General features: G+C 43.0%; 11 protein-coding genes. All 11 read right to left on the reverse strand.

The genetic code is table 11. The features are described 5' to 3' along the window. Positions 1–97 precede the first annotated feature (97 nt). The 11 genes from MSWHS_RS02835 to MSWHS_RS02885 all read right to left on the reverse strand — a co-directional run bounded on the left by MSWHS_RS02835 (position 98) and on the right by MSWHS_RS02885 (position 16,652). Complete coding sequence (locus tag MSWHS_RS02835) at positions 98–2,026, reverse strand: hydantoinase/oxoprolinase N-terminal domain-containing protein (protein WP_048125862.1); 1,929 nt, start codon at positions 2,024–2,026, stop codon at positions 98–100. Between the two features lie 163 nt (positions 2,027–2,189). Further along, on the reverse strand, positions 2,190–4,205 hold the full coding sequence (locus MSWHS_RS02840; RefSeq protein ID WP_048125864.1) for a hydantoinase/oxoprolinase N-terminal domain-containing protein: 2,016 nt from the start codon (positions 4,203–4,205) through the stop codon (positions 2,190–2,192). Positions 4,206–4,646: 441 nt separating this feature from the next. Then, positions 4,647–5,615, reverse strand: a complete 969-nt coding sequence (locus MSWHS_RS02845; RefSeq protein ID WP_048125866.1) for a cation diffusion facilitator family transporter — start codon at positions 5,613–5,615, stop codon at positions 4,647–4,649. A gap of 399 nt (positions 5,616–6,014) precedes the next feature. Then, entirely contained in the window at positions 6,015–6,599 is a 585-nt protein-coding gene (locus MSWHS_RS02850; protein WP_048125869.1) for an acetate uptake transporter, read from the reverse strand. 51 nt (positions 6,600–6,650) lie between these two features. After that, positions 6,651–8,036 (reverse strand): methanol--corrinoid protein co-methyltransferase MtaB, encoded by a 1,386-nt coding sequence (gene mtaB / locus MSWHS_RS02855; RefSeq protein ID WP_048125871.1) that lies wholly within the window; start codon positions 8,034–8,036, stop codon positions 6,651–6,653. A 13-nt stretch (positions 8,037–8,049) separates the two neighbouring features. Further along, positions 8,050–8,826: a methanol--corrinoid protein MtaC gene (mtaC, locus tag MSWHS_RS02860; RefSeq protein WP_048125873.1), complete on the reverse strand. Its 777-nt coding sequence runs from the start codon at positions 8,824–8,826 to the stop codon at positions 8,050–8,052. Positions 8,827–9,895: 1,069 nt separating this feature from the next. Beyond that, positions 9,896–10,963: a GTP-binding protein gene (locus MSWHS_RS02870; protein ID WP_048158730.1), complete on the reverse strand. Its 1,068-nt coding sequence runs from the start codon at positions 10,961–10,963 to the stop codon at positions 9,896–9,898. A gap of 596 nt (positions 10,964–11,559) precedes the next feature. Then, on the reverse strand, positions 11,560–12,444 hold the full coding sequence (locus tag MSWHS_RS21895) for a TCP-1/cpn60 chaperonin family protein (protein ID WP_255353714.1): 885 nt from the start codon (positions 12,442–12,444) through the stop codon (positions 11,560–11,562). 22 nt (positions 12,445–12,466) lie between these two features. Next, positions 12,467–13,168, reverse strand: coding sequence for a TCP-1/cpn60 chaperonin family protein (locus tag MSWHS_RS21900; protein ID WP_255353715.1), 702 nt, complete (start codon positions 13,166–13,168; stop codon positions 12,467–12,469). 457 nt (positions 13,169–13,625) lie between these two features. Continuing rightward, positions 13,626–14,000, reverse strand: a complete 375-nt coding sequence (locus MSWHS_RS02880) for a hypothetical protein (protein ID WP_048125880.1) — start codon at positions 13,998–14,000, stop codon at positions 13,626–13,628. A gap of 756 nt (positions 14,001–14,756) precedes the next feature. Further along, complete coding sequence (locus MSWHS_RS02885; RefSeq protein ID WP_048125881.1) at positions 14,757–16,652, reverse strand: uroporphyrinogen decarboxylase family protein; 1,896 nt, start codon at positions 16,650–16,652, stop codon at positions 14,757–14,759. Between the last annotated feature and the right edge of the window lie 136 nt (positions 16,653–16,788).

The following is a 16,788-nucleotide window of genomic DNA, read 5'->3' on the forward strand; positions in this document are numbered from 1 at the left end:
TTTCCGGCAGGCAGGTTCCTTGGCTATTCTTTTTCAAAGTCAAAAATTCTCCAGCACTTTTTCGAACTACCTGTTTCTAGGAGTATAATCGTAAAATTCAGTCAATTGGAAACCCGGGAGTACAAACTCCGACAAACATTATCTTTGTCTCCATCGGAGTGTGCTTCCATTCTGGAGGGACGAGATATTCTATGCTGGTATCTATCTTTACTGAACTTTTCGGAAGTCCAAAAGCTTTCATAGAATCCAGAATCATCTCTTCCCCGGTTTTTTGAGCGAATTCCACTGCAGCCCTGTATTGCTCAAACTTTTTTCTTCCTGCCGGGGTAAATACAAGGAAATTCTGATTTGGATTATCCATCGAGTAAGGCTTGATAGTTATCTCAATTCTTTTAATCCCTTTTCCTACGAGAGCTCCGACAGCATTACCTACGCTCGCCTGCTCGGGAACAATAATATCTGCATCTATGAGGGCTTTCAGTTCCCCATAGTAGGCTTTTACTGGTCCTCCTAGCAGAACGATGGGAATATTTACCTTGTACTGGACAGGAACCTCTTCTTCCAGCATCATTTTTATTCCATCTTTTCCCTTTCCTTCCATTATAAAGGACATCAGGCTGTAAGCCATATTTCTGGCAACTTGATGCTTTACTTTTTTACAGAAGACATGCACTCCCATTTGAGTAAAGCGAGAAAGTTTTTTTGCTCCGATCAGGGCAGTCTCTACATCCCATTCCGTATATTCCCCAAGGACGTGCAGGGCGTCAGTGGGCGTAAAGCCTATTGCCTGGATCATCCGCTGGTTGAGCAGGGAATCAAGGATTGCAGGAGAAGGAACACGCTTCATTTTATTTAATATTTCGTGGATAGAAATTGGTTCGTCTCCTATAACTTCCAGCAGCTTTTTCTCACTCTCTGTGGGGTTGACGGGTATTACTCCGGTTCTTACAAAAAACTTGGTGGGCTGGATATGCTCATTAAGCATTGTCCTTAAAGGGATGGGATTCTTTTCAAGTTTTTCTTTAAAGTTGGGGTATTTTATCGCGGCAAAACAGAGGGGAATGACTCTTTTTGGCCCTATCCTTATGCATTTCTTGAACCAAACATGGCTATCTCCTCCGTTTGCGGAGCTTTCCATTTTTATAGCTTTTACGTGGGTTTGCCAGCCTCCAACAATTGCCCCTTTCTCACAGAGTTCTGGCACGCCGTTTTTAATTATAGAAACATCTGTGCTCGTCCCTCCAACATCGATCACAGCACATGTGTCAAGCCCTGAAAGATGTGATGCCCCCATAATACTTGCAGCGGGGCCGGAAAAAATAGTCTCGATCGGGCGCAGTTTTGCTCCTTTGATATCTATAACTGAGCCGTCACATTTTAACATAAGAACCGTCGCATCAAGCTTTCTTTCCTTTACTTCAGACATGATGGAATGGATAAACTGGTATGTTATGGGAATTAGTTGAGCATTTAAAACTGCGGTTGTTGCCCTTTCGTAAGCTCCAAGTTCCTGGGAGAGTTCATACCCGCAAACTACAGGATGCCCTGTAAGTTTGAGGATTATGTTCTTTATCTTCAGTTCGTGTTCCGGGTTTCTGGTGCTAAAATAGGAAGAAACGGCAAATGCAGATACTTTATTTTTTAGACTTACCGCAAACTGTTCTACAGCTGTGATGTCAAGGGGGTGGAGTTCGTTTCCATTGCTGTCATGCCCCCCTTTCACTGTAATACAGTAGTCGGCTGGCAGCTCCTTTGGAATGGTGTAGTCCCCTACAAGGATCAGTCCAACAGGATACCCTGTCCTTTCCATTATAGTATTTGTTGAGAGAGTTGTGGAAACCGACACGAGTTTTACTTTCTTAAGATATTCCGGGTTCAACTTGTCAATTGCGTTCCGAATTCCGGTCATAAGATTTGGATAGGTGGTAACTGCTTTGCCTGTATCAAGGATACTGCTGTCTGAATCCCTCAAGATAACCACATCAGTATATGTTCCACCTGCGTCAATACCCAGACTATATTGCATTGTCAAAACAGCCCCATTTTTTACTCAATTTTAGGCGATCTATATCTTCTTTTAGTTTTATTCATTACCTTTTTTAGTCTGATTTGTGAAGTTATGTCACAATATATATATATTTCCTTTTATAATGTGTAATCGTAATTTCCATTACTTCTTGCCTTTTCTTTTAGACTGCATGGGTATTCTTCGGAACACCTACTCCTACATAGATAAGTTTTGTTTCCATAGGCACGTCTGTCCAGCCTGTGGGTGCCAGGTGCTTCCTGCTGACATCTATCTTTATGTCCTCTTTTTCAAGCCCTGCACTTACCATATAATCCATGACAAGCTGTCTTCCCAGCTTTTCTGCATATTCCAGGGCAGCGCTGTATATGTCAAATTTTTTCCTTTCTGAAGGGGAAAACACAATAAATTCTTTTTTCTTTTCCTGTTGAAGGGTACTTTCTATAACTTCATTCTCTGGAGTTGTGTCGTATTCCCCTTCATCTTCAGTTTTTTCTTCCCTGGATTTGGGGACAAGTCTTGTTTTTATGAGAATCTCAACCCTTTTAATTCCTTTTCCAACAAGGGCGCCAACTGCATTGCCAACATCAGCGTGTTCGGGAACTATGAACTCTGCATTAATCAGTTTTCTCAGGTCTTCAACATATGCTCCGACGGGTCCCCCGAGAAGGACAACAGGAATTTCCACGCTGAAGCGTGTAAAGTTCTTTCCCATAAGTACTCTGTAAATTTCGTTTCTGGGCATTCCCTCTATCAAATATGCAATAAGGTCTTCGGCAATGTTGCGTGCAACCCTCCGTTTTACTTCAGCACTAAAAGCCTCCGGGCTTAGTTTCAGAGACCTCCCAAGTATATATGCCCCTATCCTTGCAGCTTCCACATCCCATTCGGTATATTCCCCAAGGACATGCAGGGCATCGGTGGGTGTAAAACCTATAGCCTGAATCAGCCTTTTCTGTATCAGTGAATCGAGAATTGAAGGTGAAGGACGTTTTTTCAGTGCTATTAGCAGGTCTCCGAAGGAAACAGGCTCTTTCCCTATATGCCTATATATCTCCTTTTCTCTTGCTTTCAGTTCAATAGGCTTAAAATCTGTACGGACAAAAAATTTCGTTACCTGGATGTTTTCACAGAGGTAACCTTTTGATACCCTGTTATGCTTAAGTTTCTCCCTGAATTCAGGATATATGACAGAAGCCCTGCAGAGAGGAATAACCCGGCGGGGGCCTAAGTTGAGCCTGTCCCCCTTAAGCCATATGTGGCTGTCTCCTCCGGTTGCCGAGGTCTCCATACGGATAGCTTTTACGCGGGTCTGCCAGCCTCCGACTACCGCACCTGAACTGCTAAGCTGTGGGAGCCCGTTTTGCATCATGGCTACGTCCGTACTCGTGCCGCCAACATCAATCATAGCGCATGTTTCAAGTCTGCTGAGGTGAGATGCACCCACAAGGCTTGCAGCAGGTCCTGAGAAGATAGTTTCGATGGGTTTTTCCAGAGCCTCTTCTATTCCAACTACTGACCCGTCACACTTCAGCATCAGCATGTTTGTGCTGATCCTGCGGCTTTCAAATTCTTTGATTATTGACTGGATAAACTTATGGGTAATTGGGATTAGTTGAGCGTTCAGGAAAGCAGTTATAGCTCTTTCATAGGCTCCAAGATCCTGGGACAGCTCATGCCCGCAAACAACCGGGTGCCCGGTAAGTTCCTTCACGGCTTTTTTGACGGCAAACTCGTGCTCTGGATTTCGGTTGCTGAAATACGAAGAAACCGCAAAAGCAGAAACTTTATCCTGTACTTTGAGGGCGAAGTCTTCTACCAAACCAAGGTCCAGGGCCTTTAGTTCTTCTCCGTCGCTGTTATGCCCGCCCGAGACCGCTACCCAGTAGTCTGTTGGAAGGTTTTCCGGGATCACATAGTCTCCGACCATGATCAGCCCTACCGGAAATCCGGTGTTCTCCAGAATCGTATTTGTGGACAGAGTGGTGGACACGGATACGAGCTTTATATCCTTAAGATAGCTGGAGTCCAGTTGGTCAATTGCATTTTTCATTCCTGGCAGGGGGTCGGGGTAGGTAGTCAGGGCTTTGCTCGACTCAACTACTTTTCCATCAGAATCTCTTATGATTACGGCATCAGTATAGGTGCCTCCTGCGTCGATTCCAAGACTGAAGTGCATTTTCTTACTTACCTCTTTGTGAATTGGATAGTGAATTCTTCAAGTTTTCTATCAATTATTGGCTTCTACTAATGATGCTGTAACGTTAGCTTCTACTAATGATGCTGTAACGTTAGCTTCTAGTAATGATACTGTAACATTAGCTTCTAATAATGATACTGTAACATTAGCTTCTAATAATTATACTGTAACATTAACTTCTAATAATGATACTGTAACAAAATGGTCAGTTTTCAGGCTCTGGCTTATGTTTAGATTCCTTTACTGGTTGAAGCCTGTTATGTAATTAAAGTATGAATAGTTGTTAAACATGTAGTAACTAAATGGATATCTGATGAAACCTGGGTGACAAATGAGAGCTTCATAAAACCTGTGAAATTCAAACGGATTCTTCTGATTTGGATTTACACTTTTTTGATTGGCTGCTTTGCCATCGCTCGTTTATACTACTATCTTATTTCTCCCTTCCTCAGAGATTCTTATATTTTTCTGGAATGAACAATTTCTTTCAAGGGCGGGCTCTGCCTTTATAAGGGTGTATATCCCTTGCCCGTAGGCTGTTTTCAGTCTCGTTTCCACCAGGTCTGCAATCTCTGCAACTTCCTGAATGTTCAGAGAGTTATTTACAGTAATACAGGCATTGATTGCTATCCCATTTCCGATTTTCCGCGTTTTAAGCTCGCTAGAACCCAGTACTCCTTCGGTTCTGTTTATTATCTCTCCAATCTTCCTATTATTTTCTTCATCAAGGGAAGCTTCTATGAGCTCGTTGGTAGCACCATAGAGGAGTTTGCCCGAAGTTCCGAGAATGTAAAGGCTTAAAAGAACTGCAATAACAGAATCAGCTATAGCCCAGTTTTTTCCGGGGAGAAACGTACATCCTATGCCCAGGATAACAAAACTGGAAAAAAATAAACTTCTAATATGGGCATTTCTGGTATAGGAGTTAATTTCGAATGGAATCACCCCAGTTTGCTTCTTGGCTCTCCTGTTAATAAAAGGAACAATTTCTTTTGATAGAAGAGTAAAAACAGCTGCAGAGAGTGTAAATATTTCAGGGGCTTCTGTCTCTCTTCCCTGTATAAACATAAGTAGCTCTCCTGAGGCTAGAGCAAATGACTGTACCCCGGCAAAAAGGAGCACACATGCTCCTGCTCCCTTAAAGAGGGTCTCAATTTTTCCATACCCGTAGTTATGGCTCCAATCTTCTGGTTTACTAGAGATAAAAAGGTCAAGAATCTTTGCGGATTCGCCTATTAACTCTGAAAAGGACCGGACTGCATCTGCAATGAGTGCTGTGCTGTGCCCTAAAAGTCCTACTAATAATTTAAAAAGAGTTAATGCAAGACTAAAAAATAGCCCTGTATATGATATGTTCCGGGTTTTATTCAAATTGTTGTCCGCTTTCATCCGAAACCCACCGTTAATGATTTTTTTAATTCTTCTTATAAAGCGGGCCTATTTGACCGGGTCGAAAAGTGTTACTTTTTTATTGAAATTATTTTTTAAAATTTAGTAGGACCTCGAACGCCTACGTTTTCCCTTATGTGGTACACAACGCAGCATTTTCAGCCACTAAGATCATAGATCTTGGAGAGGGTGAAGATATTGAAAACACAGGTTTATATCCTGTGTTTTCAAGGGTTGACACTTTTTTCGGGCTTTCTGTCTTGTTTTTGCCCTGCCGTTTTTACGGGTTTTGTAGGTCGTCGAGGTTGGTGTAGGTTTCTCTCGTATTCCGTTTTTAATTCCGTTTTTTAATTCCGTTTTTCTTTTTACTGAGGGTGTAATGCTGTCATTACTTTATCTTCAGAGTGGAGCAACTGTCTTTCCATGAATTTCATTCATTACCATGGCAAGAGCCGTATACAGAGATCCAAGACCCATAATAAGTCCGACATATCCAGCCACTACAAGCAGCCCGGTACTTCCGGTTGCGTTTACAACGGCCAGCAGCATAAATAATATAAATAATGTTGCAAATACAAACTGAAGGGCTCTGACTCCTATCTTCATTGTAATGATTAACATAACAAAGGTGTACATACCCCAGACAGAAAGATATGCGGCCATAGCGATTCCAGAAGAGGCTTCAGCCCAGCCTATTGCAGGCATTATAATCAGTCCGGCTAGTGAGAACCAGAAAAGGCCAAATGCTGAAAATGCAGTTCCTGCAAAAATATCTCCTTTCTTCCAGCACATGATTCCTGCAAACACCTGGGCAAATCCTCCCAGGAATATTGCCATGGAGACAATCATTGACTCCATAGGGTATACGCCTATGTAGCTCAGACTCAACAGAACTGCAGCGAGGCCTAGGCCGGTAAAGCCAAGAGGAGCAGCATTTGCAGTTTTGTCGACTATTATGGTAGAAGTTCCTACGTTTTCGCTCATGATTATTCCCCTGAAGCCGTTTTAAAAAAATTAAAAAAAGAAGTTTAGGGCTTAGAGCCCGTAGTTTTCAAGTCTGAAAACTCCAACTTCCTGTTTGTATTTTGTCAGGCTTTCACTCATGAACTTGTCAGCATCATCGGTAAGAGCCACAAGGTCAGCTTTAACCTTTGCAAGAGCATTGGTTTCGAACCTTGTAAGTCTGAGCTTGCCGGAGTTGATGCCTTCTTCTACAATGTTGCAGCTCTCAATTGCAGCATTCTTGGCACGGAGATAGTTGTTGTTTCCGTCCTTTGCAATTGCCTGTCCTACCTTGTAGGCATTTTCATAGGAGACAACATATCCCTGTGGGTCTCTGTATTTGTCAGAGAGTGCGAGGATGTCCCTGAGGTCCTTCCCCTTTCCGAGTTTCAGAGAGGTGTTCATCATTGCACAGTCGTATGCAAGGGACTCGGACCAGCACTGAACAGTGGTACCACCGAATTCACCGTGGTATTCAACGGATTCGTTGGACCAGAGGTCACAGCACTGCATGGTCACGTTACCCATCAGGTCAGAGTGGGCACAGGTTGAGGACTTACCTTCCTGAGCAATTGGCACACCAGAGATGGATTTGATGATGGTGTTTTCGTATCCGCAGTCCTTTCCAGGGCCAGTTGCACCTGCTTCAAATCCACAGAGGGTCCTTCCTGCAGAGATTGCTCTTGCAACGATTGCAGTTGTGTGGGCAAGGTTCTTGTCAAGCAGACCGCCTGCGATGAACATTGCAGTGTTTGCCTGGGCACAGTCTGTGTCACCGGCTGCAACAGTACCTGTTTTCTTGGTAATCTTTGCAATGTCGGTCCAGATCATTTCCATGTCCATGGAGCCGAGTACACCGATACCGAAGAGGATACCTGCAGTGTCGTTTCTGAGAATGGAGTAGTCGAATACTTCCTTACCACCCATGCTCTCTACGGAAAGCAGGTCAGCGCCGTTCTTGGCACACTCTTCAAAGGCTTCGAGGAAAACTGAGTACTTGTCTCCTCTGAGCTGGAGGTAGTCACGGTCTTCGCGGATGTCACCGATTGTGTGGCGGAGTGCGCACTTTATGCCGTATTCATCGTGGTATTCTTCCATGATGGTCTTCTGGGCATGTGCAACAGCACCTCCCCATTCGGGGTTGTTGGACATCTGTTCGACGTGTTCGGTTTCGAGTACTATGGAAGGAGCACCGATCTGGACCATTCTTGCCATTACATCGGTGGTAATCCTTTCATATTCCTTAATGAGTTTGTCTTTTGACTTGCCTGCCTGAGGTCTTGGGGCGTAGTTAATTTCAGGGGTTGTGAATCCAGCACCGATCTCAAGGCCAAGGCCTGCCTTTACCGGGAACTTTGCGTTTCCGAAAAGCATGTCATCTGCTTTAGCGTAAGCCATTGAAGTGTATTTTTTTACCATTTTGCTCCCTCCGTTAGTGCTTGTGGAATTCTGCTCTTAACTTCTCTATGTCGTTCCCACTGGCAAGGATTGCATCAGCAATCTTTACTGCGTCTGAAGCTTCTTCACCATAAACTCCGAGGTCATACTGTGCAACGAAGTCCTGGTTTACAGCACCGCCACCACATGCAAAGGGCAGTTTTAATCCCTTTTCAAGGAGCTTGTCATTGATTTCCTTGAATGCATACATGGTGGTTGTCATGAGAGCAGTACCTGTAAGCATAATTGGTTTATCTTTTACAACAGCCTCAATGACTTCGTCAACAGGGACATCTCTGCCCAGGTCAGTTACATCATAGCCGGCTGCTCTCAGAAGGGCAGCAACAATGTTCTTTCCGATGTCGTGCACGTCACCTTCTGCAACATGGCAGACAACAGTGCCCTTGGGTTCGGGTACATCGGTGGTCTGGGATTTGCAGAATTCAATACCATTCAGCATTGCGTCAGCAGACATCATAACATTAGGGAGGAAAATGATACCATCGTCGTAGAGCTTGGATACAACACCCATGCCTACCATCAGAGCATCATTGATAAGGTCGATTGGCTTTTTGCCTGCAGCGATTGCGGCTTTGAGGCCGTCAACTACGTCGTCTTCTTCTCCTTCGTAGATTGATTTTGCAATCGGGTAGATGAGTTCATCCTTCGGGTAAAGCTCTTCTGCCGCTTCGTCAGGAGTCATTTCCTTTTCGAGGGCGACGTTGTAGCGTACTAATATGCCATCGATGTCTTCCAGTTTCAAATCCAACATATTTTAACCTCCATTTTATAATGAAGCGATCTCGGATTGCTCAGATCCTTGATCCTGCAAGTTGCATCTCCCTGAATTTTCAGGTATTTCTTCCGAAATACTTTCTGAAACAATGTAAATGAATTCGAAAACCTCCAGGCCGAATTCTTTCCATTGTGAGGGTAGGATAACCTTTTGGTATACTGGTTACACAAAAGTGCTGAATTACAGTCTATTTTTCTGTTTTTTAGGCTCCTTTTGAAAATATTGTTGAGTTTCCTGTTTTTCAGTTTATATTTTCAGGTGCCAGTAGACCTTTTCTTCCCAGTCAACTTATGAAAGGTATACTCCCTTATTATTCGGGAATTCACTTGCAGATGAAAGTTGGATTTTCTCGCATATACCCTCATCCATGCTAATTTTTGCGCAGCTATAATTTTATAATTCTTACCCTATTTTTTTACGCAAATGATTTTATAAAAAAGGATTGTTTTTTTGTCCCCATTGATTTAATCAATTGCCTCAAAATTTATAGGGCAATTATCTTCTTTTCAAGGAGATCTTTTTTTGTGGATCGTGAAGATACACAGGCTTTCAATTGAGATTTAGAAGTTGTCAAGTGGACTTGTTTTATTTGAAATCTTTATTAAGGCAAAATAAGGCGCATCGGGATATTTTTTTGAAAGCACGCAAGTAAGTTCTACATGCTAAATTATTTCCATCGGTTTTCCTAGAATTATATATTCTTCCTAATATATAATCCAAATTTTCAAAGATCGGGTTTTTAAATTGTACCTGATTCTGGCTAAATACTATTTTTTGCCTTTTTTTCTGCCGTTTTTTAAAATGTGAGTGAACTTTTACCTGATAAGTTATTACATCTCTGTCTTTAATTTCTTCTTATGCAAACTCCCTTATATTTTTGGGAAATTTCTATTCATTTTGAAGCCAGGGTTTTTCTGGACGGCTAAACGAACATTTTGCCTCTCTAATGCAGGTCTCTTTTGGGCAAGGAGCGAGGACAATTTTATCATATATAAAGTTTTTGTATGTCCGGTCACGGCTTTCCTAAACCGGAAACATATTTCCTTCAAAAGTACTTCTGTTGAAAGGGACCTATTGTGCTCTGGCGGGAGACGTTGTCGTTTTTTTCCACCTTTATATATGAAATTTGTCTGTTTTCCAGCTGTCCAGTTACCGTCGTGTCTACAGTTTTGATAAGTTCTTCCCTGGATACGGATGTTACCGCAGAGAGTATCTTAATCCTTGATCGGGAATTGCTCTCTTTTTTTAGGATTTCAATTTCGGGTTTTTCATATGCTGAAGTCACACTTCCCTTTACAAAATCCTCTTTGTGTGTAAAGGAAAGTTTGATATGTCCTGTAAATTCAGGGTTCAGTTCCGTTACTCTATTTCTTATGCCGTCCAGGATCTGCCCGGAAACAGAAACCGATGTTTCAAGAGGTATTTCCTGTGAAATAATCTCGAACTCTGTTGAATAAGCTGAAACTCCAGACATTTCAACTGAGTTTCTTGCTTCATTAATTGTTTTATTCTGGCTGTTTCTCCCAATCAGACTGAATAGTTTATCCAGGGCTTCTCCTCCCTGTCTGGCTGAGAAATGAACTATCCGCGCTTTTGGGTTCACTTTGCGGAGAAGCAGGCAGGTCTCCAGAAGTTTTTCCTGCCCTATGAGGTCAACTTTGTTGATGCCCAGAACCTCGGCATCTTCGATCTGATTTTTCACAAAATTCTGCAGATCTCCTTCATCCGAGCCCAGGCGGCAGGGGTCCACGAGATTTACTATAGGAGTGAATCTCATCTCCGGGATACCCATGCTTTCTATATTACTTTTAATCTGTCTTGGAAAGGCTATCCCTGTAGGCTCTATAATAATAGTATCCGGACGGTAGGAAGCTATTAGGTTTTTTATGGTGTACTCCATACTGATCCTGAGGGTGCAGCAAACGCATCCGTTTGTAATTTCTCTGGTTTCCACTCCCCCATCCGAGATGGTGTCCCCGTCTATCCCTATTTCTCCTATCTCGTTGACAATAATTGCTATTCTTTGCCCCTGTGCTCCAAGGTATTCGATCAGTTTTCTTATTGTAGTAGTCTTGCCGCTTCCGAGGAAGCCGCCTATTATCATACACTTCATGGCTTTTCCACCTTCCCCATGACTTCAATTAAAGATTGAACATTATCACTGGAATAGTGTCTGTACTGCCTGCAATATTATTATCTGGCAGTATTATTGTCCTGCCTGACGTATTGATCAAAGCAGGAGTACTGCTCCCTTTCCTGCCTGGAGGGCTTCAGCAGTAAAGGGGCGTACAGATCCCTGATTGGAGCCCAGCCTTCTTTTTAGACCCTTCAAATGGCAACAGGATCTAAAAAGTACCTTTTACCTGTGTTCTGATACTCTTTTTGTGAGGGGATTAAAGGTTAGAGTACCGGGACGTTTTTCCGTCTGGCAATCGTCCGGTAAATGGCAAAACCGGAGCATATCACCTTTACAATATCGCCTTTACAATATTTTTCTGGACACAGGCTCCTTCCCGGAAAGGCACTTTTAAATGGCAAATCCGTGCCTTTCCAGAAAGAGTATTACAGGTCTAACTTTAGCTGGTGGTAGTTCACTTTTCAGAGGATATGACAACAATGCTCACGGAGAGGGAGTAGCATTGTTATCAGCGTTATATTTTTGGTTTTATCCGGTCTCCCTTGTTCCAGATTTATGCTTGCATTTTTGGCTTATCTCTTCGGGACTATCTCATCAATCCTGAGCACGTTTTTTGCCGTCTCCGTGCCTGCTATTATGGCAAGTTTTTTAACAGTTGCCGAATCGTAGACTTCCGGCCCCTTATCAGTTACCTTTCGTGAGAGGTCTATCCTGGCTTCTATTCCTCTTGAATATGAATTCCTCATCTGCGCCACTGCATCAATTGCATTCATTCCCATATTTCTGGCAAGAATCGTGGGGATCTTTTCGAGGGCTTCTGCATACGCCTGAACTGCAAGTTGCTTCTTTCCGGTCTGTGTTGCTGCAAACAGCCTGACCATATGTGCCAGTTCAAACTCTATTGCCCCTCCTCCATTCACGATTTCCCTATTTTTCATAAGGAATGCCGCATTATTCAGGGCATCGTCTATCGCTTCTTCTACCTTGTCAAGCCCGTATTTAACAGGTTCCCATATCAGGATGGTGGCTATTGCTTTCTCTTTCACGGTGATGAAAACAAAGTTTTCCCCGTTTTTCTTTTCAAGCTTTATGCTGTCTGCTTTTCCAAGGTCACGGGGGTGAATCTCATCCTGAAAGACTTTCAGGGTTGTACCTGTTGCTTCTGCAAGCTTCTCAAGGTCTTTCATCTTCAGCTTCTTGAAAGCCAGGATCCCATTGTCCCGGAGCAGGGTTTCTATATAAGGGTCTATATCTCCTTCACAGAAGAGGACATTTGCACCCGAATCAATGATCTTTCGGGCAATTTCCCCGCACATCTGCTTTTTTTTCTCCTCAAAAAGTAAGGAAGTCTGTACAGAATCCATTTTGAGGTTATGCTGGGGATTTAGGTATCCGCTTTTTCTCTTGAGGTCATAATTTATGATAAGGACTGCAGGGTCCTGAAAACTTTTCAGCATATCTTCTCTTGCCGGGTTTTCATCAAGAATCAGGCCTTCTATTGCAACGATTTCCGACCCACCTTTCTTTTTTTAGGATTTTGATGTTCCTGTTCAGGTCGAGTCTTCCTGCCTGCTTTTCGCTCAGGTGCTTTATTACTTGAAGTACGATGTCCGTAACAGCTTCTGCCTGCTGCCTTTCAATTCCTTTTCCCGTTGCCGAGCACATTATTGTTGTGCGTATATCCTCTTCTGAGGCCTGCTTTATGCTGTACTGCAGCATCTCATACGCTTTTTGCATGGCAAGTTCGTATCCTTCTATAATGATTGTCGGATGAACCCCTGCCCTGATAAGTCTTACCGCGTTTTTAATCAGGTTGCTTGCAAAAATCACAGCCGTTTTTGTGCCGTCTCCGCAGGCTTTATCTATTGATTCGGCAAGCTTTTTAAGGGACGTTACGATCGGGTGAAGTACATCCATTTCCTTTAAGATGACTTTCCCGTCGTTCGTAACGAAAATATCCCCCACAGGGTTTACTATTATTTTGTTCATCCCCTTTGGCCCAAGGGATGAGCCCAACAGCTCGTCAATCTCTATGGCTGCCCTTTCAAGCTGGTCGATAAGCCTTTCTTCTTTTACCGGCTCGTCGATGAGAATCTTGTCCCTTATCGTCCGGGCCAGTTTTGCCATTCCGTCCTGGCTTTCCGGGCTCATGTTGCCCTGTGTTTTTAGCTCGCTTGCCATGTCCGTACCTCATTTGCTGCTGTTCCTGCTCTTTATTCCCTGCTGGAAGTCTTATTTTTGGCTGATATTCTTCTTTTAGCCAAAATTTCATCCGAATCTCTGCTCTCTTTCGGGCTTTTTTATCTGGGGTTTTGATATATCTAAAAATAAGGGAATTTGGAGGTTTTGCCGTTTTTTGATTGGCTTTTTTGGAGGTTTTGTCGTTTTTTGATTGGCTTTTTTGGAGGTTTTGTCGTTTTTTGATTGGCTTTTTTGGAGGTTTTGTCGTTTTTTGATTGGCTTTTTTGGAGGTTTTGTCGTTTTTTGATTGGCTTTTTTGGAGGTTTTGTCGTTTTTTGATTTGTTTTTTTGGAGGTTTTGCCGTTTTTTGATTGGTTTTTTTGGGTGTTTGCCGTTTTTTGATTGGATTCTTAGAGGTTTTACCGTTTTTTTATTTAAAATTGAAACTTTTACCGGATTATTCTTTATTTAACTTATACTGAATGTCTGATGATTCGGAGAGCTTTTCTGTGCATTCAAGGTTGGTCTCAGGACTTTCCATTGTAAAATTTATTTCTGTGGGAATATTGGAACATCTGGAATCCGTGTATGTATCTATATACCCTCTTTCTGTGAGCATATCGCAAGATCCAAAACCCGTATATATATCTGTATATTCTAACGATCCGGGGGATAAGTCTGATTCATATTTTTGAGGACTTGTTTCAATAACTGAGTAACGGAAGAGGAACTTCTGAGATGAATGGTTCAGCTCCAGCTTGTAGATTGCAGGGTGTAAAGGACTCGAATAAAACGTTTCATTCTCAGGAGTGGGTATTTTCTGAGGTCTCATCCAGTTTCACCTCTTTTAACAGGAGTATTTGAAAAGGTTCACTACTATTTTCTGCGGGAAATATTCCGTTTTTCGGCCCAAATGTGTTTGTATTCGTTTTTATTCTCGTTTTCCTTCCTTCACATGTTTTTCCTATCGTTTTTAGTTCGCTTGCACTTTTGAGGTAAAGGGTTCAGGAAACACTTTCTTTTTTATTCCCGCTTTTATTCCCGTTTTTTTATTCCCGTTTTTTTATTCTCGTTTTTATTCCCGTTTTTATTCCCGTTTTTTTATTCCCGTTTTTTTATTCCCGTTTTTTTATTCCCGTTTTTTTATTCCCGTTTTTTTATTCCCGTTTTTTTATTCTCGTTTTTATTCTCGTTTTTTATTCTCTTTTTTTATTCCCGTTTTTATTCTCGTTTTATTCTCGTTTTTTTATTCCCGTTTTTATTCCCGTTTTTATTCCCGTTTTTATTCCCGTTTTTTTTATTCCCGTTTTTTTTATTCTCGTTTTTTTATTCCCGTTTTTATTCCCGTTTTTATTCCCGTTTTTATTCCCGTTTTTTTATTCCCGTTTTTATTCTTGTTTTTCTATGTTTTTCTTCCTCCCAATGCCTTTTTTATCGTTTTTAGTTCGCTTGCACTTTTTGAGGCAAAGGGTGCAGAAAATAGTGATAGCCCATGTTTTATTGTGATTAATAAAGGGAGGATGGGTCTGAATCCCATCCCGTACCTGGCAATCCAGGCTTAATTTATTTCTCAGGAAATTCAATGGGTTTAGCCGATGATTTTCTTGTAGAGTTCGGGTCCCTTCTCTGCCACGGTATATGTCTGGGCAGTGATGGTGTCACAGGGTGCGCCTGGTGGCACTTCACAACCAGTTGAAATCATGTACTTGGACTGCATACCGTTCTCTTTGAGAGTGTTCAGGACGCTTTCCTGGAGAGCCATGGTATCTGCCTTCATCTTACTGATACCTTCAGGGCTGTTGTCAAGGAACAATATTGGGCTGACCTCTCCACCGAACATGGTTTCTTTTCCGTGGGTGTTGATAAGGTACTTGTGGTCCTTGGATCCCTTATTGGCCTCGTCAGGATAGTAGGTGTAGCTGTAGTACTCCGTGTTCCACTTGCTGATGAGGTCCCAGTGCGGGGCGTCTGCACAGTTGTGGATAACGACTGGCTTGTTGTACTGCTTGTAAAGTGGAGCAATCCTGTTTTGCATGATCTGACCTTCGGATTTCATGTATTCGTCAGCGCTGAGGATTACATTGTTGGTCCAGAGGTTCACCATACAGAGGTTATCGGGCTGGGCTTCTTCGAACATGCCCTTCATTATTTCTTCTACATAGGTTGTGGTCTTGTCAAGGGCTTTGAGGACGACATCAGGGTTGGTCCTGAGGTCGGAAAGGACACGGGTTGCTCCCATAATCTGGGTCAGGGCTACCATTGGACCTTCGATCAGAGCGGTCATGGGTGCATTGAGGGCGTGTGCCTTCTCTGTAGCAAGCTTGTTGCCCTGGATAAGGTTGTAGGCACGTGTACCTTCCTTAAGGTCGGGAACTTCCATTTTTTCGTAGTCTTCTATGTGGCCGATTGCTGCGGGGGTGTCTTCTTCAGGATATCTTACAGTTGTACCGAAATCTGCTGCATCAACACAAAGGTCGGTCAGGCCGACGAAGGTGTCCATATTGAAGTACTTGATTCCTGCTTCGACGCAGTCTGCATACTTCTCTGCACTTGTCGAGTAGTCTTTGTAAGCGCAGGGCACGAACTTTCTGGAAACACCGCAGGCGAGAGGTGCTACAGGGAGCCGGTCGACTTTCTTGTCCTGGAAGGCAGAGCCAAACCTCTCTGCTTTGGTCATGGTTTCCTTGAACTTCGGGACCACGGAGTCGAATTCGGCTTTGATTTTCTCAGCGGTTATGAGGCCGACATCGATCTTTTCCTTTCCGCCTTTCTGTGCAAGGGATTCTTTGTACTTCATCTTGCTTGCTGCAATAGAGGAATCGCTCCATAAATCGGCAGGAAGCTCACTCACAAGGGAAGTAAGAGTCTCGACTGCTATGCTTGCATCACCGGCTGTGCCATCTGCACCAATACTGTCTGCAAAGTCTTTGGAAATAGGCGCTCCACCGACCATAACAATCATGGAGTCTCTGATGCCTTCTTCCTGAAGCTGTTCAATAACGGTTTCCATACCGCCCATGGTGGTGGTCATCAGAGTGCTCATTGAGATTGCAGTTGCCTTCTTCTCCTTTGCGGTTTCTACGAATTTATCAAGAGGCACATCACAGCCAAGGTCGATCATGTTATAACCGGCTGCAGTCATCATGGTTTTGACAAGGTTCTTGCCAATATCGTGTACATCTCCTTCAACGGTACCAATGATGACATTTCTGGGAACTGAGGTTCCGTCTAGTTTAATGTAAGGGGTAAGGATGTCCATTCCGGCATACATTGCATCTGCTGCAAGCAGAAGGCTGGGGACAAAGGCTTCTCCCTTTTCGTACATATCACTGATAATCTTCATTCCTTTTGCAAGGCCGTCAACGATTGCTTCGTATGCGTCGAGGTCTTCATCAAGGGCTTTTTGCGCAAATTCTTCTGCAATTTCGTCGTCGCCTTCAACCACAGCATCCATTAAAGCGTTCAGAATGTCTTCTTTTGCCATTGAAAATCTCCTTTTTTAGTGAAGTACCCAGATGGACAGTTTTCTTTCTGCTCTTCCGGATCTCCATCTTTTTTACTTAGATCCTTAACGGGTTCCACAGCCCGTCAATTCCCTAAATCCACTAATTATACTCCTT

The sequence above is a fragment of the Methanosarcina sp. WWM596 genome (assembly GCF_000969965.1).
Taxonomy (GTDB): domain Archaea; phylum Halobacteriota; class Methanosarcinia; order Methanosarcinales; family Methanosarcinaceae; genus Methanosarcina.

Coding starts and splice junctions, on each gene's coding strand:
- MSWHS_RS21900 (WP_255353715.1), bottom strand. CDS start 13,168: ATGGCAAGCGAGCTAAAAACACAGGGCAACATGAGCCCGGAAAGCCAG.
- MSWHS_RS21895 (WP_255353714.1), bottom strand. CDS start 12,444: ATGCTGAAAAGTTTTCAGGACCCTGCAGTCCTTATCATAAATTATGAC.
- mtaB (WP_048125871.1), bottom strand. CDS start 8,036: ATGGTAAAAAAATACACTTCAATGGCTTACGCTAAAGCAGATGACATG.
- MSWHS_RS02885 (WP_048125881.1), bottom strand. CDS start 16,652: ATGGCAAAAGAAGACATTCTGAACGCTTTAATGGATGCTGTGGTTGAA.
- MSWHS_RS02835 (WP_048125862.1), bottom strand. CDS start 2,026: ATGCAATATAGTCTGGGTATTGACGCAGGTGGAACATATACTGATGTG.
- MSWHS_RS02840 (WP_048125864.1), bottom strand. CDS start 4,205: ATGCACTTCAGTCTTGGAATCGACGCAGGAGGCACCTATACTGATGCC.
- MSWHS_RS02880 (WP_048125880.1), bottom strand. CDS start 14,000: ATGAGACCTCAGAAAATACCCACTCCTGAGAATGAAACGTTTTATTCG.
- MSWHS_RS02850 (WP_048125869.1), bottom strand. CDS start 6,599: ATGAGCGAAAACGTAGGAACTTCTACCATAATAGTCGACAAAACTGCA.
- MSWHS_RS02870 (WP_048158730.1), bottom strand. CDS start 10,963: ATGAAGTGTATGATAATAGGCGGCTTCCTCGGAAGCGGCAAGACTACT.
- MSWHS_RS02845 (WP_048125866.1), bottom strand. CDS start 5,615: ATGAAAGCGGACAACAATTTGAATAAAACCCGGAACATATCATATACA.
- mtaC (WP_048125873.1), bottom strand. CDS start 8,826: ATGTTGGATTTGAAACTGGAAGACATCGATGGCATATTAGTACGCTAC.